21 protein-coding genes are annotated in these 22,230 nt (G+C 63.0%); 10 read left to right on the plus strand and 11 right to left on the minus strand.

The annotated features are described in order from the left end of the window. Positions 1 to 42: 42 nt before the first annotated feature. Positions 43 to 585 carry a YaeQ family protein gene (locus tag KVO92_RS06815; protein ID WP_217474852.1) on the minus strand — a complete coding sequence of 181 codons (543 nt, stop codon included), beginning with the start codon at positions 583 to 585 and terminating at the stop codon, positions 43 to 45. A 215-nt stretch (positions 586 to 800) separates the two neighbouring features. On the opposite strand from KVO92_RS06815, the gene KVO92_RS06820 reads away from it, so the two are divergent. Together KVO92_RS06820 and bfr are read left to right on the plus strand one after the other, a co-directional pair. Next, the gene (locus KVO92_RS06820) at positions 801 to 1,019 is read left to right on the plus strand and encodes a bacterioferritin-associated ferredoxin (RefSeq protein ID WP_217474853.1); all 219 of its coding nucleotides are present in this window, start codon (positions 801 to 803) and stop codon (positions 1,017 to 1,019) included. A 195-nt stretch (positions 1,020 to 1,214) separates the two neighbouring features. Further along, entirely contained in the window at positions 1,215 to 1,685 is a 471-nt protein-coding gene (gene bfr, locus KVO92_RS06825) for a bacterioferritin (RefSeq protein WP_021209934.1), read from the plus strand. A 159-nt stretch (positions 1,686 to 1,844) separates the two neighbouring features. On the opposite strand, the gene grxD is transcribed toward bfr, so the two are convergent. Then, complete coding sequence (grxD, locus tag KVO92_RS06830; RefSeq protein WP_021209935.1) at positions 1,845 to 2,171, minus strand: Grx4 family monothiol glutaredoxin; 327 nt, start codon at positions 2,169 to 2,171, stop codon at positions 1,845 to 1,847. A 271-nt stretch (positions 2,172 to 2,442) separates the two neighbouring features. On the opposite strand from grxD, the gene argF reads away from it, so the two are divergent. Both argF and KVO92_RS06840 read left to right on the plus strand, forming a co-directional pair. Further along, on the plus strand, positions 2,443 to 3,363 hold the full coding sequence (gene argF / locus KVO92_RS06835; RefSeq protein ID WP_217474854.1) for an ornithine carbamoyltransferase: 921 nt from the start codon (positions 2,443 to 2,445) through the stop codon (positions 3,361 to 3,363). Continuing rightward, on the plus strand, positions 3,360 to 4,466 hold the full coding sequence (locus tag KVO92_RS06840) for an ABC transporter ATP-binding protein (protein WP_217474855.1): 1,107 nt from the start codon (positions 3,360 to 3,362) through the stop codon (positions 4,464 to 4,466). The genes argF and KVO92_RS06840 overlap by 4 nt, the downstream gene beginning before the upstream one ends. Positions 4,467 to 4,486: 20 nt before the next feature. On the opposite strand, the gene tadA is transcribed toward KVO92_RS06840, so the two are convergent. From tadA to KVO92_RS06860, 4 genes are all read right to left on the minus strand, one after another. Beyond that, entirely contained in the window at positions 4,487 to 5,002 is a 516-nt protein-coding gene (tadA, locus tag KVO92_RS06845; RefSeq protein ID WP_217474856.1) for a tRNA adenosine(34) deaminase TadA, read from the minus strand. 55 nt (positions 5,003 to 5,057) lie between these two features. Next, complete coding sequence (locus tag KVO92_RS06850) at positions 5,058 to 6,428, minus strand: multicopper oxidase family protein (RefSeq protein WP_217474857.1); 1,371 nt, start codon at positions 6,426 to 6,428, stop codon at positions 5,058 to 5,060. 139 nt (positions 6,429 to 6,567) lie between these two features. Continuing rightward, on the minus strand, positions 6,568 to 7,329 hold the full coding sequence (locus KVO92_RS06855) for a DUF2182 domain-containing protein (RefSeq protein WP_217474858.1): 762 nt from the start codon (positions 7,327 to 7,329) through the stop codon (positions 6,568 to 6,570). Then, on the minus strand, positions 7,310 to 7,948 hold the full coding sequence (locus tag KVO92_RS06860) for a DUF1326 domain-containing protein (RefSeq protein ID WP_217474859.1): 639 nt from the start codon (positions 7,946 to 7,948) through the stop codon (positions 7,310 to 7,312). The genes KVO92_RS06855 and KVO92_RS06860 overlap by 20 nt, the downstream gene beginning before the upstream one ends. Before the next feature lie 283 nt (positions 7,949 to 8,231). Between KVO92_RS06860 and KVO92_RS06865 the strand changes: the two genes are divergently transcribed. Then, positions 8,232 to 9,065, plus strand: coding sequence for a DUF1206 domain-containing protein (locus KVO92_RS06865; RefSeq protein ID WP_217474860.1), 834 nt, complete (start codon positions 8,232 to 8,234; stop codon positions 9,063 to 9,065). 162 nt (positions 9,066 to 9,227) lie between these two features. On the opposite strand, the gene guaA is transcribed toward KVO92_RS06865, so the two are convergent. The 3 genes from guaA to KVO92_RS06880 all read right to left on the minus strand — a co-directional run bounded on the left by guaA (position 9,228) and on the right by KVO92_RS06880 (position 13,055). Then, the gene (gene guaA / locus KVO92_RS06870) at positions 9,228 to 10,808 is read right to left on the minus strand and encodes a glutamine-hydrolyzing GMP synthase (protein WP_217474861.1); all 1,581 of its coding nucleotides are present in this window, start codon (positions 10,806 to 10,808) and stop codon (positions 9,228 to 9,230) included. Positions 10,809 to 10,909: 101 nt separating this feature from the next. Next, positions 10,910 to 12,379 carry an IMP dehydrogenase gene (gene guaB, locus KVO92_RS06875; RefSeq protein ID WP_102835932.1) on the minus strand — a complete coding sequence of 490 codons (1,470 nt, stop codon included), beginning with the start codon at positions 12,377 to 12,379 and terminating at the stop codon, positions 10,910 to 10,912. A gap of 124 nt (positions 12,380 to 12,503) precedes the next feature. Beyond that, the gene (locus KVO92_RS06880; protein WP_217474862.1) at positions 12,504 to 13,055 is read right to left on the minus strand and encodes a sugar ABC transporter ATPase; all 552 of its coding nucleotides are present in this window, start codon (positions 13,053 to 13,055) and stop codon (positions 12,504 to 12,506) included. Between the two features lie 126 nt (positions 13,056 to 13,181). Here KVO92_RS06880 and xseA point away from each other — a divergent pair, with 126 nt between their 5' ends. From xseA to KVO92_RS06900, 4 genes are all read left to right on the plus strand, one after another. Then, positions 13,182 to 14,558 carry an exodeoxyribonuclease VII large subunit gene (gene xseA / locus KVO92_RS06885; protein ID WP_217474863.1) on the plus strand — a complete coding sequence of 459 codons (1,377 nt, stop codon included), beginning with the start codon at positions 13,182 to 13,184 and terminating at the stop codon, positions 14,556 to 14,558. A 173-nt stretch (positions 14,559 to 14,731) separates the two neighbouring features. Beyond that, on the plus strand, positions 14,732 to 15,556 hold the full coding sequence (locus KVO92_RS06890) for a M23 family metallopeptidase (protein WP_217474864.1): 825 nt from the start codon (positions 14,732 to 14,734) through the stop codon (positions 15,554 to 15,556). A gap of 21 nt (positions 15,557 to 15,577) precedes the next feature. Continuing rightward, on the plus strand, positions 15,578 to 16,120 hold the full coding sequence (locus KVO92_RS06895; RefSeq protein WP_217474865.1) for a hydrolase: 543 nt from the start codon (positions 15,578 to 15,580) through the stop codon (positions 16,118 to 16,120). 41 nt (positions 16,121 to 16,161) lie between these two features. Further along, the gene (locus KVO92_RS06900; RefSeq protein ID WP_217474866.1) at positions 16,162 to 17,466 is read left to right on the plus strand and encodes a mechanosensitive ion channel family protein; all 1,305 of its coding nucleotides are present in this window, start codon (positions 16,162 to 16,164) and stop codon (positions 17,464 to 17,466) included. Between the two features lie 94 nt (positions 17,467 to 17,560). On the opposite strand, the gene KVO92_RS06905 is transcribed toward KVO92_RS06900, so the two are convergent. Beyond that, complete coding sequence (locus KVO92_RS06905) at positions 17,561 to 19,681, minus strand: TonB-dependent copper receptor (RefSeq protein ID WP_217474867.1); 2,121 nt, start codon at positions 19,679 to 19,681, stop codon at positions 17,561 to 17,563. A gap of 54 nt (positions 19,682 to 19,735) precedes the next feature. Further along, complete coding sequence (locus tag KVO92_RS06910; RefSeq protein ID WP_336512609.1) at positions 19,736 to 20,137, minus strand: DUF2946 domain-containing protein; 402 nt, start codon at positions 20,135 to 20,137, stop codon at positions 19,736 to 19,738. A gap of 285 nt (positions 20,138 to 20,422) precedes the next feature. Between KVO92_RS06910 and leuA the strand changes: the two genes are divergently transcribed. After that, positions 20,423 to 22,093: a 2-isopropylmalate synthase gene (gene leuA, locus KVO92_RS06915; protein WP_217474869.1), complete on the plus strand. Its 1,671-nt coding sequence runs from the start codon at positions 20,423 to 20,425 to the stop codon at positions 22,091 to 22,093. Positions 22,094 to 22,230: the final 137 nt, after the last annotated feature.

Consider the following 22,230-nt stretch of genomic DNA (forward strand, 5'->3'; position numbering starts at 1 on the left):
TGATCAAGGCCGATCTGCGGGCCTGGACTTCTGGCGAGCGCCTCAGCCGCGCTCGCCGATCAGCCATTCCAGGGGCACTTCGTGCTGGCCACGTTCGTCGGTGATGAACAGCGCACCTTCGCTGATCATGACGCTCCAGCTGATTGCCCGCGGCAGGTCCTGAGCGACGGTCTCCAGCGCCTCCTGCCCGACCGCTACGACATTGATCTTCTTCAGGCTGCGCACGGTATCCAGCACCTTGGTCTGCCAGACACGCAGGTTGCCGTAGGCGACCAGGCTGAAACGCTCGGCGCGGCGCGAGCACCAGGTGATTCGCTCGGCATCCGGCTGGCCCACTTCGATCCAGTGCAGCACGCGATCATCCAGGCTTTTTTCCCAGAGCGCAGGCTCGTCCACGTCAGACAGCCCGCGACCAAACGCCAACTGCTCGTCGTACCAGAGCACATAGGCAATGAGCCGCGCGGCCAACCGCTCCTCGGTTTCCGAGGGATGCCGAGCGACGGTAAAGCGCAGATCCTGGTAAACGTGGCGATCCAGATCGGTGAGATTGATTTCGACTTTGTAAGGCGTGGCTTGCAGGGCCATGACGGCTCCAGGCGCGGAAAAGGGAACGCAGTTTAGCGCATCGCACCGTCAGTCATTCATCCGGCAGGGACGGCGGCTATAGGACTTGCTCTATAGCTCGCTTGTCGCCTCCCGAGGGCTAAACGGTCGCCGCGAGCATCCCGACGAACGATCTTTGACAATCATTCTCATTCTGTTTAGCATCTCAACCATCGCAGACCCAACGGGTAGTCCATATGTACGTGTGTCTTTGCCAAGGTGTTACCGACGGCCAGATCCGTGAAGCCATTTACGAAGGCTGCTGCAGCTATCGTGAAGTACGCGAGGCCACCGGGGTCGCCAGCCAGTGCGGTAAATGTGCATGCGTTGCCAAGCAAGTGGTCCGGGAAACCCTGAGCAATGTGCAGAGCGCCCAGGCTTCGCTAGCCCACCCTGCCAGCTTCGTTCCCGCCTGATACAGACAGCTTTTCAAAGCCGGGCAATGCCCGGCTTTTTTCTGCCTGTAAATCAAAGCCTTGCTATCCAGGCGCGGAACAGACGTATTCTTATTCAGTTTTACCCTTTTGCATTCAATGACTTAGGTTTGACAGCCCAGGGGTTCATGGCCAGACTGCTTGAATCAACGCATTGATTCGACGCAGGACACCGACATGAAAGGCGACAAGCTAGTCATTCAGCATCTGAACAAAATTCTCGGCAATGAGCTGGTCGCCATCAACCAGTACTTCTTGCATGCACGCATGTATGAAGACTGGGGCCTCGGCAAGCTCGGCAAGCACGAATACGATGAATCCATCGATGAGATGAAGCACGCCGACAAACTGATCAAGCGCATCCTTTTTCTCGAAGGCCTGCCGAACCTGCAGGACCTCGGCAAGCTGCTGATCGGGGAAAACACGCGTGAGATGCTCGACTGTGACCTCAAGCTCGAACAGGGCGGCGTGCAGGACCTCAAGGTGGCCATCGCCTATTGCGAGAGCGTGGGCGACTATGGAAGTCGCGAATTGCTGGAGGACATCCTCGAGTCCGAAGAAGAACACATCGACTGGCTGGAAACCCAGTTGAGCCTGATCGACAAGGTCGGCATGGAGAATTACCTGCAATCGCAGATGGACGATTGACGGTCTGTCAGACTTGCAAACGGGAGCCAGCGGCTCCCGTTTTCGTTTCCAGGCCCCAACAGGCGCGAATGCCTAGCCAAACGCCAGTGAGCGACATGAGGCCCATGCGCCAGGCATAAAAAACCCGCCGTTAGGCGGGTTTCAGTCAGCTGATCGCGTTCAGGCGCCGGCTTTCTGCGCGGCTTCCTTGACCAACGGCTGCAGCTCACCTTTCTCGAACATTTCCAGAATGATGTCGCTGCCGCCGACCAACTCACCGTTTACCCACAGCTGTGGGAACGTGGGCCAGTTGGCGTACTTCGGCAGGTTGGCGCGAATCTCGGGATTCTGCAGGATGTCGACGTAGGCGAATTTTTCGCCGCAGCCCATCAGCGCCTGGGTCGCGCGGGCGGAGAAGCCACACTGCGGTGCATTGGGTGAGCCTTTCATGTACAGCAGGACCGGGTTCTTTTCGATCTGCTCTTTAATGGTTTCGATGATATCCATGGGGCACCTCGGCTAGTCACGGTTGACGCGCATTGTACAGGAACGCCCCCGTAAAGCCGAGCGCAGGGCTAGGCTTTTCTTGCCTGGCACCGACGCGAGCCCGCTGAATAAGCGCACTTGCGCGGCATCGAGGGCGGATTTGCGCCGGCCAAGACTTTCTGGATAAGATCGCGCCTTTCCCGTTTCGTCGCCTCCCGTGCGACTCCCGTCGCAGGCCCTTCTTTTCCCGTCGAAAACTTCCGACCTCGATTGCCGTAATAAAGGTGTTGATATGAGCGCAAGGCATTTTCTCTCACTGATGGATTGCACGCCCCAGGAGCTAATCGCCCTGGTCCGTCGCGGCATCGAGCTGAAGGATCTGCGCGAGCGCGGCATTCTGTTCGAGCCGCTGAAGAACCGTGTACTGGGCATGATTTTCGAGAAAGCCTCGACCCGCACACGGCTGTCGTTCGAAGCCGGGATGATTCAGCTCGGCGGTCAGGCCATCTTTCTGTCGCCACGTGACACGCAGCTGGGTCGCGGTGAGCCGATCGCCGATTCCGCTATCGTGATGTCGAGCATGCTCGACGCCGTCATGATCCGCACCTTCGCCCACGCAACGCTCAAGGAATTCGCTGCCCATTCCTCGGTGCCGGTCATCAATGGCTTGTCCGATGACCTTCACCCCTGCCAGCTCATGGCCGACATGCAGACCTTCCATGAACAGCGCGGCTCGATCGCCGGCAAGACGGCCGCCTGGATCGGCGATGGCAACAACATGTGCAACTCCTATATAGAGGCTGCGATTCAGTTCGATTTCCAGCTGCGTGTCGCCTGCCCCGAAGGCTACGAGCCCGACAGCGCCCTGCTCGCGCTGGCCGGCGACCGGGTGCGAGTGGTACGCGACCCACGCGAGGCGGTCAGCGGCGCGCACCTGGTCACGACCGACGTCTGGGCCTCGATGGGTCAGGAAGACGAGATGGCGGCGCGGATGGCCACCTTCCGGCGCTATCAGGTCGATCGCGCCCTGCTCGACCTGGCCGCCGAAGACGTCCTGTTCATGCATTGCCTGCCGGCCCACCGCGGCGAGGAAATCAGCGAAGACCTGCTCGACGACAAGCGCTCGGTCGCCTGGCAGCAAGCCGAGAACCGTCTGCATGCCCAGAAGGCATTGCTCGAGTTCCTCGTCGAGCCCGCCTACCACCACGCATGACTCACCAAGCGCTGCTGCATCTGCGCAATCTCGATTGCGGCTATGGCGGCCAGAGTGTGGTGCAGAACCTCAACCTGCACCTCAATCGCGGCGATATCGGCTGTCTGCTAGGGCCGTCCGGCTGTGGCAAGACCACCACGCTACGCGCCATTGCCGGCTTCGAGCACGTCAATGAAGGCGAAATCCAGCTGGGTGACGTCGTGCTCTCGCGGCGCGGTTTCACGCTTGCACCGGAGAAGCGCCGGATTGGCATGGTGTTCCAGGATTACGCGCTGTTCCCTCACCTGACAGTGGCGGAAAACATCGAGTTCGGTATTCGCAAGCAGCCCCATTACCGGCGCATCGTTCAAGAGATGCTCGATCTGGTGCATCTCTCGCCACTGGCTCAACGCTATCCGCACGAACTGTCCGGCGGTCAGCAGCAACGCGTCGCCCTTGCCCGAGCGCTCGCGCCTGAGCCTGAGCTCCTGCTGCTCGACGAGCCGTTCTCCAACCTCGACGGAGACCTGCGCCGGCGGCTCAGCCATGAGGTTCGGGAGATACTCAAGGCCCGCGGCACCAGCGCCATTCTGGTCACACACGATCAGGAAGAGGCGTTCGCCGTCAGCGATCAGGTGGGCGTGTTCAAGGATGGCCGCCTGGAACAGTGGGACACACCCTACAACCTCTATCACGAGCCGCTGACGCCGTTCGTGGCATCCTTCATCGGCCAGGGCTATTTCATTCGAGGCCAGTTGATCGACCCTGAAACGGTGCAGACCGAGCTTGGCGTCATTCGCGGCAACCGCGCCTACACGATGCCGGCCGGCAGCTCGGTGGATGTCTTGTTGCGCCCGGATGACATCGTCTACTCGCCACAGAGTGCGCTCAAGGCGCTCATTGTCGGCAAGACCTTCCTGGGTGCTTCAACCTTGTACCGCTTGCAGTTACCCACCGGCAATCAGCTCGAAGGCATCTTCCCGAGCCATGCCGATTACCCAACCGGACAGGACGTCGGCATCGCCATCGCCGCCGACCACCTGGTGGTATTTCCTGCCCAGGGCAGTGTCGCCGCCTATGAAAAGCTGCCGGAAGCGGGTGTGCGCCGCTATAGCAGCGTTTAGCCGCTGACCCGAGCCAGCGCTTAATTCTCGACCGGACCCTGCGGCTCCCCGCCACCGTTCTTGTCCCGACGGGATCGGAAAAACTCGCTCAGTATCTCGCTGCAAGCTGGCGCCATGACGCCACCCTCGACCAGCACGCGATGATTGAGAAAGGGCTGGGAGAAGAACTGGCCACGGCTCAACGCCACCCCAGCCTTGGGCTCCGTCGCGCCATAGACCACCCGCTGGATACGTGAATGCACGATCAGGCCCGCGCACATGCTGCACGGTTCCAGCGTCACATACAGCGTGCTGCCGGGTAACCGGTAGTTCTGCAATCGCAGCGCGGCATCGCGGATTGCCACCATTTCCGCATGGGCGCTGGGGTCGTGCTGGGAGATCGGACAGTTGAAACCGCGACCGATGATCTCGCCGTTCTGCACCACCACCGCCCCCACCGGCACTTCGCCCAGCCGGGCGCCTTCGACGGCCAGCGCCAGCGCCTCACGCATGAATTCCTCGTCACGAGAACGGTCAACGACCATTGGCCTTTTCATACGGGAACGCGCCTCGCCCATGTCATCACCCGCACAGTTCGTCCCGTCGCCTGCCTCATACCACCTCGATCGCAGCCATCAGTCCGGTCTCCATGTGATCGATCACATGGCAGTGGAACATCCACACGCCAGGATTATCGGCGACGAGGGCAATCCTGGCCGTTTCGTTCTTGCCCAGCAGGTAGGTATCGGTAAACCAGGGATCGATCCGCTTGCGGTTGGATGCGATCACCTTGAAGGTCATGCCGTGTAGATGGATGGGGTGCTGGTACTGACTGAGGTTACGCAGCTCGAAAATGTAATGCCCGTTCTTCTTCAGGGTAGCGATGGGCCGATCGGCGCAGGTCTTGTCGTTGATGTCCCAGGCCTGGCCATTCACCTGCCAGAACGTAAACGCTTCGCCCTGCCCCGCATCGCTCGACAGCGTGCCGGCCCATTCGAAGTTGAAGCGCAGGGTTTCGGCGCGCTCCAGGTCCGGTTCGGCGATCGGATTGGCCGGCAGCGGCGCAGGCCAGCCTCCCTCCACCTCGTTGGTGCTCACCGACTGCAAGCTGGCCAGGCGCAACGGCCCGTTGCGCAGCGATAGCGCCTGGCCCGCCGGCGGAACCTTCAGCGCCAGGTCGATGCGCATCCCCGGGCCCAGCCAATAGCTTTTGCCGAGCGGTCGAGGCGCCACGGGATTGCCGTCGATCGCATAGATGCGCGCCTCGCCGCCGGGAAGGTTCAATCGGTACGTCAGGGTATTATCCAGATTGAGAATCCGCAGCCGCACGACTTGGCCAGCAGGCAGCTCCAGCGTCGGCGCGTGTTCGCCATTGACGCTGGAAAGCACGCCCGGTGTGCCGCCGCGGGCCGCCTCGCGCGGAACACTAAACGCCGTGAAGGCACCCTGCTTGTCGACGTGCCAGCTCTTGAGGCTCAGGGTTCGCTCATGGCGGAAACCACTCGGTTCACGCTCCTCGACAATCAACGGGCCGACCAGACCGCGGCCCAGTTGCTCGGCGCTGCTGGTGTGCGGGTGATACCAGAAACTGCCCGCGTCAGGCACCTGGAAACGGTAGTCGAACGACTCGCCCGGCAGCACCGGCAACTGCGACACATAGGGGACGCCGTCCATGTCCAACGGTAGACGGATGCCGTGCCAGTGAATGGTCGTGGGCTCCGGCAGATGATTGGTGAAGCGCACCCGCAGCCAATCACCCTGTCGTGCACGCAGTTCCCGGCCGGGGGCCTGCCCGCCGTAACACCAGGCAGGCGTCCGGGTACCGGGGATCAGCTCGACATCGGCGGGCGCTGCGATCAGGTCGTAATCGTGAGTGGCTGCATTGGCGGGACGCCCGAGCCAGTAGCGTACGCCTCCTACGCCTGCGCCAATGGCGCCCAACCCGACCAGCCCGGTGAGTATCTGTCTACGGCTAAACGACATGATGCCCGGAATCCCTTGCGTTGAAGACGACACAGTTTCTCATTAACGCTTGGGATTGTGCGACCGTCACGACACCTGAATCCGTGTCCGATGGCCGCAGTTTGGGAAACAGCAGCGGCGCCGGCCGATTGCGCCACGCTCAGACACGCGCGAACAGCAGCATCAGCAGCCCCGCCGCGATCAACAGCGCGCCGCTGAAGCGATACCAGCACCTGCCCAGCGGCAGCACTTTTTCCGCCAGTACCAGCAGGCTGAGCAGCGCCATCGCCCACAGGCTCATCGCTCCGACTACCAGCAGCACGAGCATCAACGCCCAGCAGCAGCCCAGGCAATACAGGGCGTGTCGCACGCCGGTCTGCCAGGACCCGAGCAACCCAGGGAGCGCGTGATGCTGCAGGAAGCTCAACGGGTTTTGACAATGCCGAAGACAGGCCGCCTTGGCCCTGCTCAGCTGGTAGGCGCCAGCCACCAGCAGCACCAGACCGCCTAACGCGGGCGGAAGCCGCAAGCGCATAGGATCGAGCACACCGGCATATTCACCGAGCATCTGCACGCCAGTGAGCAAGATCGCAAAACCGGACCATACGAGGACATAGGCGGCGCAAAACAGCCAGAGCCTGACTCTGCGCTGTGGGTCGCGGGACAGGCAGCGTCGATAGACCAGGATCATCGGCAATGCTGCCGGCAACATCATCGCCTGCATCATCGTCAGCCACATGCCCAGAACGAACAGCCCCTGCGGCGAAAGCCAGTCGGTCGGCGGCATCTGCATGTCGCCCATGGCCGCCATCAGCGACGCCTCGCGCGCCGACCAATACCAGGCCAGCGCGCAGAGCCCGAGCACGCCCCCGGCGGAGGCTGCCGCCCCGCAGTCCAGGCGACTAGCCGCGAATGATGCCATTTGGCCCCATATGCAGGTCGTAGAGCATGGCGTTGCTACCGGCATAATTCAGCGCGATGGCTCCCGAGGTTGTGAACTCGGCACTGGCACAATCGGCCTCACCAAACTCGAAGCCCTCCGGCAGGACGACTTTCGCCCGATGCAGCGAACCGTCCATCGGATTGAGGATGGGCGTAGCCCTGCCGTCGATCAGACCGGGCACGCGGATGCTCGCGGTCAGCGAATCCCGGTCCGTCACCACCTCGACCGGCACGAACTGCGGCTCGTGCATGGTCGATACCGTACTGGCAAAAATCGCGAAGAACGCTGTCGGCTCCTGCTCCTGGCCGCTGAGGATGGTCAGCAGCGCCTGACGTTGAGGCTCACTGGCACGCTCGTCGATGAAGGCCTGGCACTGCCCGTTACCCTCGTGGATCGCGCCCGGCCAAGCGAAGGTACAGGCGACGTTGAGATCATCCAGTGAGGTTTCGCCGAAATGCCCCTCGACGATATGGAACCCGACCGCCGCCTCGCACTTGCCATCCGTTGGCAGAGCGTTGAACTGACAGGGGCAGCCAAAATTGCAGTTGCACAGGTCCACACCGGGGCCGCGCAGACGCCAATCGGTATAGGTGTTCATGACTCTCTCCTCGCTGAGCGGAAACGCTCTTCTCTCAGCTTAAGCTGCGCGGCGGCGAGTCTTAGACGGAGTCGGCATTTAACCCGAACAGCTGCGCCGCGGCCCGAATAAGCAGGGGAAGTGCCGCCAGCAGGCACCCTTACCGGAGCCGCCATCTTCGGCCGTTCCGACCTGCCTCCCCTTCCGAACCGGCCGAATGGACAGCGGCCTCCCGAATGTTTCACGAACCCTTGCCCTCGATCAGGCGTCTACCGAACACCTTTACATACACCGAGGATGCTCCATGCACACCACAGCAGCTCGTGCACACGACGACGTCAGCAAGGGCCTGATCTGGCTTGCCCGCAGCGGGTATGCCGCGCGAGGCGTGGTCTACCTGATCATCGGCGCCTTCGCCTTTACGGCCGGGATCGGCGGCGGTGAAACGGTCGGCACCAAAGGCGCCATTCAACAGTTGTTGAGCCAGCCGTTCGGCGAAACCCTGCTATGGATCATGGTGATAGGCCTGGTGGCCTATTCCGTATGGCGACTGACTCAGGCGATCACCGACCCCGAAGGACACGGCACCGACGCCAAGGGGCTCGCGATCCGGGCCGGCTTGGTCGGCAGCGCCATCGCCTACGCCCTGCTCACCTTGTTCACGCTGGGCCTGCTCGGTAGCCCGCTGGGCGAGGCCGGGGGCAGCGGCGGCTCGGGCGGACAGGACTTCCTCTCCGGCCTGCTCGGCTGGAAGCACTCCAACTATCTGGTCTATCTCATCGCCCTGGTGCCGCTCGGCGTCGGCATCGCGCACGTCATCAAGGGCTGGAAAGCCAAGTTCGAGAAATACTTCAACGCCTCCGAACACGTCATGCGCTGGGTGCGGCCAATATCCCGACTGGGCCTGATCGCACGCGGCGTGGCCTTCTTCGTGGTCGCCGGCATGCTCTTCACCGGAGGCGCCCGCTACGAGCCGACCGATCCACCCGGTTTGGAAGATGCGTTGAACGCGCTGCAGACGCTTCCCTTCGGCACCTTCTGGCTGTCGCTGGTCGGCCTCGGGCTGGTCGCCTTCGCCCTCTACAGCTTCTCCGAAGCGATCTGGCGGCGCATCGATGTCCCTGCGGCTTTCCACTGAGGGGACCGGCAAAGCAAAGCCCGACATTGCGCCATAACACCGTGCTTGGCGATGCAGAACGCTAGTTGAATTTGCCAGACCCCAAAAGCCGAAAGCCCGCAATCATGCGGGCTTTCGGGGTGCTTCTTGCCACTCGGCGCCGGTTCTATACCGGACGTGTGATCACTCCCACTCGATCGTCGCCGGCGGCTTGCTCGAGACGTCGTAGGTGACGCGCGAGATGCCTTCGATCTCGTTGATGATGCGGTTGGAGACCTTTTCCAGCAGTTCGTACGGCAGGTGCGCCCAGCGTGCGGTCATGAAATCGATGGTTTCCACTGCACGCAACGCGACGACCCAGGCGTAGCGGCGGCCATCGCCGACGACACCCACCGACTTGACCGGCTGGAACACCACGAACGCCTGGCTGGTCTTGTGGTACCAGTCGAAGTTGCGCAGTTCCTGAATGAAGATGTGGTCAGCGCGACGCAGCAGGTCGGCGTATTCCTTCTTCACTTCGCCGAGGATACGCACGCCCAGACCCGGGCCCGGGAATGGGTGGCGGTAGACCATGTCGTACGGCAGGCCCAGCTCCAGGCCGATCTTGCGGACCTCGTCCTTGAACAACTCACGCAGCGGTTCGACCAGCTTGAGGTTCATTTCCTCCGGCAGGCCTCCGACGTTGTGGTGGGATTTGATCACATGGGCCTTGCCACTCTTGGCGCCGGCAGACTCGATAACGTCCGGGTAGATGGTGCCTTGGGCGAGGAACTGAATGTTGTCCAGCTTGCTAGCCTGGGCATCGAACACGTCGATGAAGGTACGGCCGATGATCTTGCGCTTCTTTTCCGGATCGGCTTCGCCAGCGAGGTTTTCGAGGAACTGCGCCTCGGCGTCCGCGCGAATCACCTTGACGCCCATGTTCTCGGCGAACATCGCCATCACCTGATCGCCTTCGTGCAGGCGCAGCAGGCCGTTGTCGACGAATACGCAGGTCAGCTGATCACCGATGGCCTTGTGCAGCAGCGCCGCGACCACCGAGGAGTCGACGCCGCCGGACAGGCCCAGCAGCACGTTGGCCGAACCGACCTGAGTACGTACCTGCTCGACCAGGTCGTCGACGATGTTGGACGGTGTCCACAGCGCTTCGCAGCCGCAGATGTCCAGCAGGAAGCGCGACAGGATGCGCCCGCCCTGACGGGTGTGGGTCACTTCCGGGTGGAACTGCACGCCGTAGTAGCGGCGAGCATCGTCACCCATCGCGGCGATCGCGCAGCTCGGCGTGCTGGCGAGGATATGGAAGCCTTCCGGCAGGTCGGTAACCTTGTCGCCGTGGCTCATCCAGACGTCGAGGCCGAACACGCCGTCGTCGTCCATGTGGTCTTCGATACCGTCGAACAGCTCGGACTTGCCAACCAGATCGACGCGGGCGTAGCCGAACTCGCGCTCATCCGAGCCCTGCACCTTGCCGCCGAGCTGCTCGGACATGGTCTGCATGCCGTAGCAGATGCCGAACAGCGGCACGCCCAGATCGAATACGGCCTGAGGTGCGCGCGGGCTGCCTTCGGCATGCACCGATTCCGGGCCGCCGGCGAGAATGATGCCGCGTGGTGCGAAAGCGCGGATGTCCTCGTCGCTCATGTCGAACGGGTGCAGTTCGCAGTAGACGCCGATCTCGCGAACGCGACGGGCGATCAGCTGGGTGTACTGCGAGCCGAAGTCCAGGATCAGGATGCGGTGAGCGTGAATATCTTGATGGGCCATTTTTTTCCCCTGGGAAAAACGGCTGAAGGCTGAACGCCAGCGACCGAACGAGGCCTATGCTCATCCAGCCGCTTGGCGATCAGCCTCCAGCGACAGAAATATCAACCAACCCGGTAGTTGGGCGCTTCCTTGGTGATCTGCACGTCATGCACGTGGGACTCGGCCATACCAGCACCGGTGATGCGCACGAACTGCGGATGGGTCCGCATGTGATCGATGGTCGCGCTGCCGGTATAGCCCATGGAGGCACGCAGGCCGCCCATCAGCTGATGGATGATCGCAGCCAGCGAACCCTTGTACGGCACACGCCCTTCGATGCCCTCGGGCACCAGTTTCTCCGCGCCTGCCGAGGAATCCTGGAAGTAGCGATCCGAGGAACCCTGCGCCTGCGACATGGCACCCAGCGAGCCCATGCCGCGGTAGGCCTTGTAGGAGCGGCCCTGGAACAGTTCGATCTCACCCGGGGCTTCTTCGGTGCCGGCGAACATGGAGCCCATCATTACGGCGTTGGCGCCGGCGACGATGGCCTTGGACAGGTCACCGGAGAAGCGAATGCCGCCGTCGGCGATCATCGGCACGCCGGTGCCTTCCAGCGCAGCGGAGACGTTGGCGATGGCGGATATCTGCGGTACGCCGACACCGGCGACGATGCGCGTGGTGCAGATCGAGCCCGGGCCGATACCGACTTTCACGGCATCAGCGCCAGCCTTGACCAGGTCCAGCGCGGCCTCGGCGGTGGCGATGTTGCCGCCGATGACCTGTACCTGCGGGAAGTTGTCCTTCACCCAGCGCACGCGATCGAGCACGCCGCGCGAATGGCCGTGAGCGGTATCGACAACGATCACGTCGACGCCGGCTGCGGCCAGTGCTTCGACGCGCTCGGCCGTATCAGCGCCGGTACCCACGGCAGCGCCGACGCGCAGGCGACCCTGGTCGTCCTTCGACGCCAGCGGGTAGGTCTTGGCTTTTTCGATATCACGGAAGGTGACCAGGCCACGCAGGTGGAAATTGCCGTCGACCACCAGCATCTTCTCGATGCGGTGCTCGTGGAGCTTGGCTTTGATTTCCTCGAGGCCGGTGCCTTCCTGAACGGTAATCAGCTTTTCCTTCGGCGTCATGATCGCGGCGACCGAATCACCGACGTTCGGCGTAAAGCGCAGGTCGCGCCCGGTGACGATACCCACCAGCTCCTTGCCCGACACCACAGGAAAGCCCGAGAAACCCAGTTCACGCGCCTTGCGCAGCAGCTCGCTGATCTTGGTTTCGGGCGTCACGGTGGCCGGATCGTGAACGATGGCCGTCTCGTGGCGCTTGACCTTGCGCACTTCAGCGGCCTGCTGCTCGACGTTCATGTTCTTGTGGATGATGCCGATGCCGCCTTCCTGCGCCATGGCGATGGCCAGGCGTGCTTCGGTGACGGTGTCCATTGCTGCTGAAACGAGTGGAATGTTCAGCTCGATTTCGCGGGTCAGACGGGTCTTGAGGCTGACATCCTTTGGCAAGACCTCGGAATAACCCGGGATCAGGAGAACATCGTCGAAAGTCAGGGCTTCTTGGCTGATACGCAGCATGGCGGGGGCTCCCAGGCGGGAAAAAGGAAGCGCGGCATTATACCCACGGGACCCCTTGCGCTCAATGCGGATGTGCGAGTCTACGCGCAACCGCTCGCGCGACATCGATACCATGACCGAGCAGTCACGCGTGATCCGTCACCAGTGCGACCGCATACCCCAGGCGCGCAGCGAATTCCTCCAGAAATGCCGGTTGAAAAGCGGCGTCGCCCCAGCCGTTGAAAATGAAACCCAGGTTGGAAAATCCGCAGGCGGGTATGAACAGAAAGCCGTTGATGTCGTCTTCGAAGCCGCACTCGGGGCAGGTGAAATTATCGGTCTGCCTGGGCATCCATTCATCCAGGCTTTCGAACAGGGCTTCGCCGATCTCTCGGCGGCATTCCGGACAACCCGCCTCCTCGTGGAAGTGTCGTGTCGGCGTATAGATGCAGCGCTTGGTGATCACTTCCAGTCCGTTGATCCCATCGCCATAAGGCAGGCGATCAGGATGCTGCACGACCTGCCGCGCACCCGACGCAATGGCATAGCCCATGCCACCGACGCCGCGGCCGCAGGTGGTTGGCAACGCTTCGATGACACGCCGCTCGGCCAGCCAGCGCACGATCATTCGCGCCTTGGCTTCATGGCCTGGAAACGTTGAAATACGCGGCACGACGATGGCATTGCTCTGGCTCATGGGTGCTCGAACGGTTGGTGAGGAGGCCGCGCAGCTTAGCGCTGCACTCGGCCCGGTCAAGCCTGTGCGACAAGCGCCCTGCAGTTTCGGTTTGCGCCAGCTCTGGGCCGGCTTATCATCGCCACCATGCTCACAGATCCCTTCCAACGCCTGAACCTCGACCGCGAAGTGCTGACCGTCAGCCAGCTCAACAACCGTGCGCGGCTGTTGCTGGAAGACGTATTCGCCCAAGTCTGGGTCGAGGGCGAGATATCCAATTTGGCCAAGCCCGCCTCCGGCCACATCTATTTCACCCTCAAGGACAAGCATGCGCAGGTCCGTTGCGCACTGTTCCGGCAGAACGCGCTTCGCGTGCGCCAGGCGCTGCGCGACGGACTGGCAGTGAAGGTGCGTGGACGGGTCTCCTTGTTCGAGGGGCGTGGCGACTACCAGCTGATTCTCGACAATGTCGAGCCGGCCGGCGACGGCTCGCTGCGCCTGGCGTTCGAAGCACTGAAAGAAAAGCTCAGTGCCGAAGGCCTGTTCGACGCCGCAGGCAAGCGCGCCCTGCCCGCTCACCCCAGCCGCATCGGCATTGTCAGCTCGCCGACCGGCGCGGTGATTCGCGACATCATCTCGGTGTTCCGCCGACGCGCACCGCAGGTATCCCTGACACTGGTGCCGACGCCCGTACAAGGCCGCGAAGCAACCGCGCAGATCGTCCGCGCGCTGGAGCTGGCCGACCGCGGCGGTTTCGACGCGCTGATCCTGGCCCGTGGCGGCGGCTCGCTGGAAGATCTCTGGTGTTTCAATGAGGAACGCGTGGCGAGGGCCGTCGCCGCCTGCGAGACGCCGATCGTCTGCGCCGTCGGGCACGAGACCGATGTCTCCATCGCCGATTTCGTCGCCGACGTGCGCGCCCCGACCCCCTCCGCCGCTGCCGAACTGCTCGCGCCCAGCAGCGCCGATATGCGCCAGCGCCTGGACGGCCTGCGCCAGCGCCTGCTGCTGCGGATTCGCGATCGCCTGCACCGGGACAATTCACGCCTCGAAAGCCTGCAACGTCGCCTGCGCCACCCCGGCGAACGGCTGCAACAGCAGGCTCAGCGCATCGATGACCTGGAGCAGCGGCTGCTACGTGGCATCGACCGACGGCTGTGCGCCGGGCAGGAGCGTCTCGCCCGCCTCGAGACCCGGCTTTCCGGACAGCATCCTGGTCGCCAGCTGAACCTGCTGCGACAGCGCCTCGAGCATCTGTCCACACGCCTGCCGCGCGCCATGCAGGATCGGCTGAAAGGCCAACGGCACCAGTTGCAGGCGCTGGCACAGACACTCAACGTGGTCAGCCCGCTGGCCACGCTGTCACGTGGCTACAGCATCCTGCTCGACGAGCGTGGCCAGGCGATTCGTCGCGCCGACCAGACCCAACCCGGCCAACGATTGAAGGCGCGCCTGGGCGAAGGCGAGCTGGAAGTCCGGGTCGAAGACAACCACCTCGAACCGGTGACCCTGCCGCTGCTATAGCGCATCACCGCAGGACGGGCCCGTCGCGAAATCTCAGCAGGGCACGCCGTCCAGCTGGATGTCCCTTCAATGAACATCTTCGATGCGTAGCGCCGGGCCCGGTTAGGCTTCGGCCCTTTCCCTCACCCGGCGTTTACGCGAGGATGTGCCCGTCCTTTCAAGCGGAATCGCTCATGCTACGCATCGTCGCCCTGCTGTTGTCCTTGGCACTGGTCCTTCCCGCTCATGCCGAAGGTTTCCTCACCCGCCTGCTGAACAAACCGTATCCGGGTGGCGTGGCAGTGATCGATCTGGGTAATGACGCCAGCGCACCCAGCGCGCGATACGACGGCAAACCGGTGCTGGTGGTGCGCGAAGACGGGCAGCGCTGGATCGCCATCGTCGGCCTCCCGCTGACCGTCAAAGCCGGCCAGCAATCGCTGGTCGTCGACGGCCAGACGCAGAGCTTCCGTGTCGAGCCACGCACCTACCGCGAGCAACGCATCACGCTGAAAAACCAGCGGCAGGTGAATCCCAATCCGGCCGACCTCAAGCGCATCGAGCGCGAACTGGACGAACAGACACAGGCCTACCGGCAGTTCAGCCCGCGCCAACCCAGCAACCTGTTGTTCGACAAGCCGGTCAACGGCCCGCTGTCCTCGCCGTTCGGCCTGCGCCGTTTCTTCAATGGCGAAGAGCGCAATCCCCACTCGGGCCTGGACTTCGCCGTCCCGGCGGGCACGCCCGTCAAGGCACCGGCCGCCGGCAAGGTGATCCTCACGGGCAACTACTTCTTCAATGGCAACACGGTGTTCGTCGACCACGGCCAGGGCCTGATCAGCATGTTCTGCCACCTGTCGAAGATCGACGTGAAGGTCGGCGACGAGCTTTCCCGTGGCGCCGTGCTGGGCAGAGTCGGCTCGACAGGCCGAGCCACCGGCCCCCACCTGCACTGGAACGTCAGCCTCAACGATGCACGCATCGATCCATCCATCTTCATCGGTGCATTCAAGCGCTGATCAACTTCCCGGTACCCTGACATGCTGATTGACGCGAACGAATCGACCCTCCTCATCATCGATATTCAGGAACGGCTGTTTCCCGCTATCGAAGCCAATACGTCATTGGCCGAGCACAGCGCCTGGCTGATCCAAGTGGCCCAGCGCATTGGCGTGCCGGTGCTCTTGACCGAGCAGTACAGCAAGGGGCTCGGCCCGACGATCGCCGCACTGCGCGATGGCATGGCTGACGAGGCGATCATCGAGAAGCTGCATTTTTCGGCAGCCCGTGACGGCGAGCTGTTCAAACGTCCCGGTGGTGAGCGCAAGCAGTTCATCGTCAGCGGCATCGAGACACACATCTGCGTGCTGCAGACGGTGCTCGATCTGCTGGCTCGCGGTAATCAGGTATTCGTTGTCGAAGAAGCCGTTGGCTCGCGCCGTGCCAGCGACAAGGCGCTTGGCCTGGCGCGCATGCAGCAGGCCGGCGCCAGCATCGTGTCGCGGGAAATGGTTGCGTTCGAGTGGATGGAACAGGCCGGGACGGATCTGTTCCGCTCGATCAGCCGCGAATTCATTCGCTAGCAAGCACCGAGGCGGCAACAGGAATCTGACGGAGCACTGTCATGCAGGACGAACTGAGCATCTGGCTGGGCTGGCTCAGCGAGCATCCAGAGCTGCAAACGCTGGTGGCGAGCGCGGCGCTGATCTTCACGGCCTGGCTCGCCAACTGGGTGGTCAAACGCATCCTGGTGCGCGGCCTTTACCAGCTCGTGCGCAGCTCGAGGGAAACCGAGCTGCAGGATTTCGGCATCATTCGCCGGCTGTCCAACATCGTTCCGGCGCTGATTCTGTCGATCGGCGTGAACACCGTTCCGGGATTGCCGGAAGCGGCTGTCACGGTGGTACGCAACGTCTGCGGCGGGTTCATCGTGCTGACCATCGCGCTCGCCCTGGGCGCGCTGCTGGACATCATCAACATGATGTACCAGCGCCGGGCCGATGCGCATGTGCACCCGATCAAGGGGTACCTGCAGGTCGTCAAGATCGCCATCTACGCAATCGCGACCATTCTCATCATCGCCACGCTGATCGACCGCTCCCCGCTGATTCTGCTGTCCGGCCTCGGCGCCATGGCCGCTGTGCTGCTGCTGATCTTCCAGGACACCCTGCTGTCGCTGGTGGCCAGCGTGCAGATTTCCTCCAACGACATCATTCGCGTCGGCGACTGGATCGAGATGCCGCAACTCAACGCCGACGGCGACGTGATCGACATCGCGTTGCATACGGTGAAGGTGCAGAACTGGGACAAGACCATCACCAATATCCCGACCAAGCGCTTTATCAGCGACTCGTTCAAGAACTGGCGCGGCATGCAGGAAAGCGGCGGGCGGCGGATCAAGCGCAGCCTGTTTCTGGATCAACAGAGCGTGCACTTTCTCAGCAGCGATGAATGCGAGCACCTGCATCGCTTCAACCTGCTGGACGAGTACCTCACCGAGAAACGCCGCGAGATCGACGCCTGGAATGCCAAGCTCGAAGAACGCGGCAAGGAGCCGGTCAACACCCGGCGCATCACCAACGTCGGCAGCTTTCGTGCCTATGTCGAACATTACCTGCGCAATCACGGCGGCATTCATCAGGGCATGACGCTGATGGTCCGCCAGCTCAGCCCGACCGCCGACGGCCTGCCGCTGGAGATCTATTGCTTCACCAACACGGTGGCCTGGATCCAGTACGAAGCGATCCAATCGGACATCTTCGACCACCTGCTGGCGATTCTTCCGGAGTTCGGCCTGCGTGTGTTCCAGCACCCGAGCGGGAGCGACATGCGCGATTGGCGCGCCTCGCTGGGGCAGCGTGGCGAAGCGGCGATGCAGGAGCGGCAACCGCAGCCAACCGGCCCGGAGCCCAGCACCAGCCTGCAATAGCGACGACACACCGGACACCGAAGCACGCGTTGGCGCGGCGGCGCAAGCAAGCCGGAGCAGGCACGCCGCCTGCTCCGTTTGCCTGTGCCCCGGCTCAGAAACTCATGTCGACACGAGCCCAGTAGGTGCGGCCCGGCTCGTTGATGCGCTCGTCCGCCGCCATGCCGATTCCGGCATTGCCGGCAAGGTTCAGATGCTCGCTGTAGGCCTTGTCGAGCAGGTTGTCGATGCCGGTACTCAGCTTGAGATGACGGTTCAGGCGATAGGCGCCGTTGAGCGAGAACACCCCGAAACCTGCACTCTCATCGAAGTCCCGACTGACCACGTTGCCCTTCCCTTCGGCCACCCGGGTCTGCGCCGCAACCAGCCGCCACAGGCCCGCCGCGCTCCAGTCGCCGCGCTCGTAACCCAGCCCCAGGCGCCCTTCCAGCGGCGGCATCTGCGGCAGCGCTTGGCCATCGGAACTGTTCTTGCCCCAGGCATAGGCCAGGCTGGCATCGGTTTTCCAGTTCGAATTCAGGCGGTAGGTGGCGCCGAGTTCGCCGCCCATGATGCGCGCGTCGACATTGCCGGCGCTGGAGGTCGACATGCCCATCATGTTGGTCCCGTAGCTGAACAGGATGAAGTCCCGCACCTGCCCCACATACGCCGAGGCCCAGGCTTCGAGCGGGCCCTGGCTGTACTGCAGGCCGACATCGAGTTGGGTGGTCTTTTCCGGTTTCACGTTGGCAAAGGCATTGGCACCGCCTGTGAACAGTTCCCAGTAGTCGGGGAAGCGCTCGGCGTGGCCCAGCCCCACATAAGCGGTTGCCGGAAGCGACTGCAGGTCGTGTTCGTAACGCATGAAGCCGCTTGGCAGGTTGTCGCTGCGGCTGTCACCCGCCGAGGGGCCGCTGCTGCGGTAGTCCTGCGTGGTCGCGTGACCCAGGCGCGCGCCACCGATGAGGCGACTGTCATCGTTCAGCGAACGGGTCAGTTCGCCGAACACGCCGTAATCGTGGAAGTCCGCGTCCTTGTCCCAGGCGAAACGGTCATGCGCCGTGAAGTCGCCGGTCATCATGTCGTAGCGGGAACTGCGCTTGCGGTGCTCGTTGCGCTGCGCATCGACCCCGGACACCAGGGTGTAGTCGTCCCATTGCCAGGTTGCCGCCAGCCGACCGCCCAGGGTGCGCCGGTCAACGTTGGCCGCCATGGGGTTGGCCATCATGCCGGTACCCGACGGCGTGCGCAGGCTGAAGTTGTCCATGACGTGGTCGGCATAGTTGTAGTAGACGCGCGCCTCGATCTTCTGCAGTACCTCGCCGAGGTTGGACCGCTCGAACCGCAGCGCCGCGCTCTCGCGCTTGAACTGGCTGCCGTCCATGCCGCGTCCGGCATAACGCGCTTCACCGTCACCGCGGCCCACGGTCAGCTCGAGCAGCGTGTCGTCGTCGGGCGTCCAGCCCAGGGCGACGTCGCTGTTCCACTTGGCATAGCGCGACGGGACGGTATCGCCGTTGCCATCGGCGTAGTCATCGGCCTGCGAACTGTTGGCCATCAACCGCGCATAGCCTCGGGCATTGCCGACAGCTGCATCGAGGTTACGGTCGAAGCGACCGTTCGAAGCCGTCAGCACGCTGCCGTTGAGGCGGTAGTCCGGCTCGCTGAACTGCTCCGGCTCACGCTCGAAGAGCACCGTGGCAGCCGACGCGCCGGGGCCCCAGAGCACCGTCTGCGGCCCCTTGATGACGGTTAGTTTGTCGTAGGTGTCCGGGCTGATGTACGAGCTGGGCGAGTCCATGCGGCTCGGGCACGCGCCAAGCATCTCGCCGCCGTTGGACAGCAACTTCAGGCGCGAGCCGAACATGCCGCGAAACACCGGATCGCCGTTGACGCCGCCGTTACGCACCGCCGAGAAGCCGGGGATGGTCTTCAGGTAATCGGCACCGTCGCTGGCCGGCATCGGCTGGCGCGGAACCTTAGGATCGGTGACCACGGTGAGCGGCGATTGCTGCGCGACACCAGTGATGACCATGGGCGCCAGCTCATACGCCGCGCCAGCGTCGGCATGCGCGGCGTGGTCCTGCGGATGGGCAGGCTCGGCCGCTAGCGCCGTGCCGGCCAGCACGGCCAGCAAGGCGCCATGGGCCAGCTGCCAGCGACGGCAGCCAGGACGAAGAGTAAACGTAAAGGACAGGCGCGAGCGCGCCGTGCAACCACGAGTGTGCCTGGACATAGGTTTTCCATATCTGCGTTGACTTGTAAGGCCGCGTGCAGGCGGCCCGGAGCATCAGCCAGGCAGTACGGGTGGGGCGCGCGGATATCCGCTGCTGCTGCGCCGGGTCGGGGGCAGAGGCTTGGCAGGCAGTGCATGGACGGGGACAGGACGCAGCAGCGGCAAGGCTAGCTGCAACGACAGGGTCAGCGGCGGATTGAGCGTCAGCAGCTCGCAATAACCGCAGAATTTCAGCGCGCTCAGCCATGCGGGGCCACCGATCCCGCGGCCACCGTGGTGGTCCATGGCGGTAGAAGCCGCCTGCCCTGGCTCATCATGCAGGTGCACATGCGCACTGGCGTTGGATGTCTGCGCAGCGGTGGCCTGCAGGGCGGAGTACAAGGGGCCGACATGAATCATCAGCATGGCGAACAGGCCAAGCCAGATGCTCGATGTCGAAAGCCCTTTGCGTGTCACGACTGCACTCCCTGTTTCAGACAAGCTCCAGCGGAGCGGCCGGATCATCGCACGCCCGTGCGACCTATCGATGCGACATGAGGCCGCAAGCCAGGCGGCAAGCGAACGCCCAACCAGCCACCTCTTCCAAACATTTATTGCTCCAAAACTGAATATTTGGTGATTTATTCCAATTTTAAAACTGTTCTTGCAATAGATCCCGGAGACCAACTAGGTTTGCACCATCAACGATTGCTGTACGCGAGAGCCGCCCCCTCTCGCCCACGCCACCGACGGAGAAACACCATGACCATGCTCAAGAATCCCTCGACGAAATATCGCGCTTTTCCGGCGATCGACATTGCGGATCGGACCTGGCCATCGAAAACCATCACGCAGGCACCGATCTGGCTGAGCTCCGATCTGCGCGACGGCAACCAGTCGCTGATCGAGCCGATGGATGCCGGCAAGAAGATGCGTTTCTTCAAGACGCTGGTGCAGATCGGCCTCAAGGAGATCGAGGTGGGCTTCCCGTCGGCGTCGCAGACCGACTTCGATTTCGTCCGTGAACTGATCGAAGGCGGCCATATTCCCGACGACGTGACCATCCAGGTACTGACCCAGGCCCGCGAGGACCTGATCACCCGTACCTTCGAATCGCTCAAGGGCGCCAAGCGGGCCATCGTCCATTATTACAACGCGACCGCGCCGAGCTTCCGCCGCATCGTCTTCAACCAGGACAAGGCCGGTGTGGTGAACATCGCCGTGAGCGCGGCGAAGGTCATCAAGCGTCTGGCCGAGGTAGCGCCTGAAACCGATTGGCGCTTCGAGTATTCGCCCGAGGTGTTCAGCTCGACCGAGACCGACTTTGCCGTCGAGGTGTGCAACGCCGTGATCGAGGTGTTCCAGCCGACGCCTGCGCAGAAGCTGATTCTTAACCTGCCGGCGACGATCGAAGCGGCGACGCCGAACATCTACGCCGATCAGATCGAGTACTTCGGTCGCCATGTGAACAAGCGCGACAGCGTGCTGATCAGCCTGCACACCCATAACGACCGCGGCACCGGTGTCGCCGCCACCGAGCTGGGCCTGATGGCGGGTGCCGATCGCGTCGAAGGCTGCCTGTTCGGCAACGGCGAACGCACCGGCAACGTCGACCTGGTGACCGTGGCACTGAACCTCTACACCCAGGGTGTCGATCCGCAACTGGACTTCTCCGATATCGACGCCGTGCGCAAGGTGGTCGAGGAATGCAACCAGCTGCCGGTGCATCCGCGCCATCCCTATGTCGGCGACCTAGTCCACACCGCCTTCTCAGGCTCGCACCAGGACGCTATCCGCAAGGGTTTCAGCCAGCAGGACCCGAACGGCGTGTGGGCAGTGCCCTATCTGCCGATCGACCCGGCCGACATCGGCCGCAGCTACGAAGCGGTGATTCGTGTCAACAGCCAGTCCGGCAAGGGTGGCATCACCTATCTGCTCGAGCAGGAATATGGCATCAGCCTGCCACGGCGCATGCAGATCGAGTTCAGCCAGGTGGTACAACGCGAAACCGATCGCCTCGGCCTGGAAATGAGTGCCAAGCAAATCTATGCATTGCTGGAAAGCGAGTACTTGCAGGCTACCGCCCCCTACACGCTGAAGAGCCATCGCTTGCAGGAGGAGAACGGCACCAGCGCCGTCGATGTGGAGGTAGCCAGCGAGGGTGAGATCATGCGCTGGCGCGGCATCGGCAAGGGCCCGCTGGAGGCGCTGGTTGCGGGCTTGCCGGTCAAGCTGGAGATCATGGACTACCACGAGCATTCGATCGGCGCCGGCAGCAACGCCCGCGCGGCCGCCTATATCGAGGTGCGTCTGGATGGCGAACGTCCCCTGCACGGCATTGGCATCGATGAAAACATCACCACCGCAAGCATCCGCGCCCTGTTCAGTGCGCTGAACCGGGCCCTGCGCGAAGCGACCACCAAAGCCGCCTGAAGGGCGGCGGCGAGCCCGGCCAGGGCTCGCCGCTCCTACGTCCCGGCCCCGGCGCAGTGGGTCGTGACCGTTCCACCCCGCGCATCCGTCGCCGAACCTGCACCCAAGCTGCAGCAGGAACGCATCATTCATCAGCA

This window comes from Stutzerimonas stutzeri, assembly GCF_019090095.1.
Lineage (GTDB): Bacteria > Pseudomonadota > Gammaproteobacteria > Pseudomonadales > Pseudomonadaceae > Stutzerimonas > Stutzerimonas stutzeri_AN.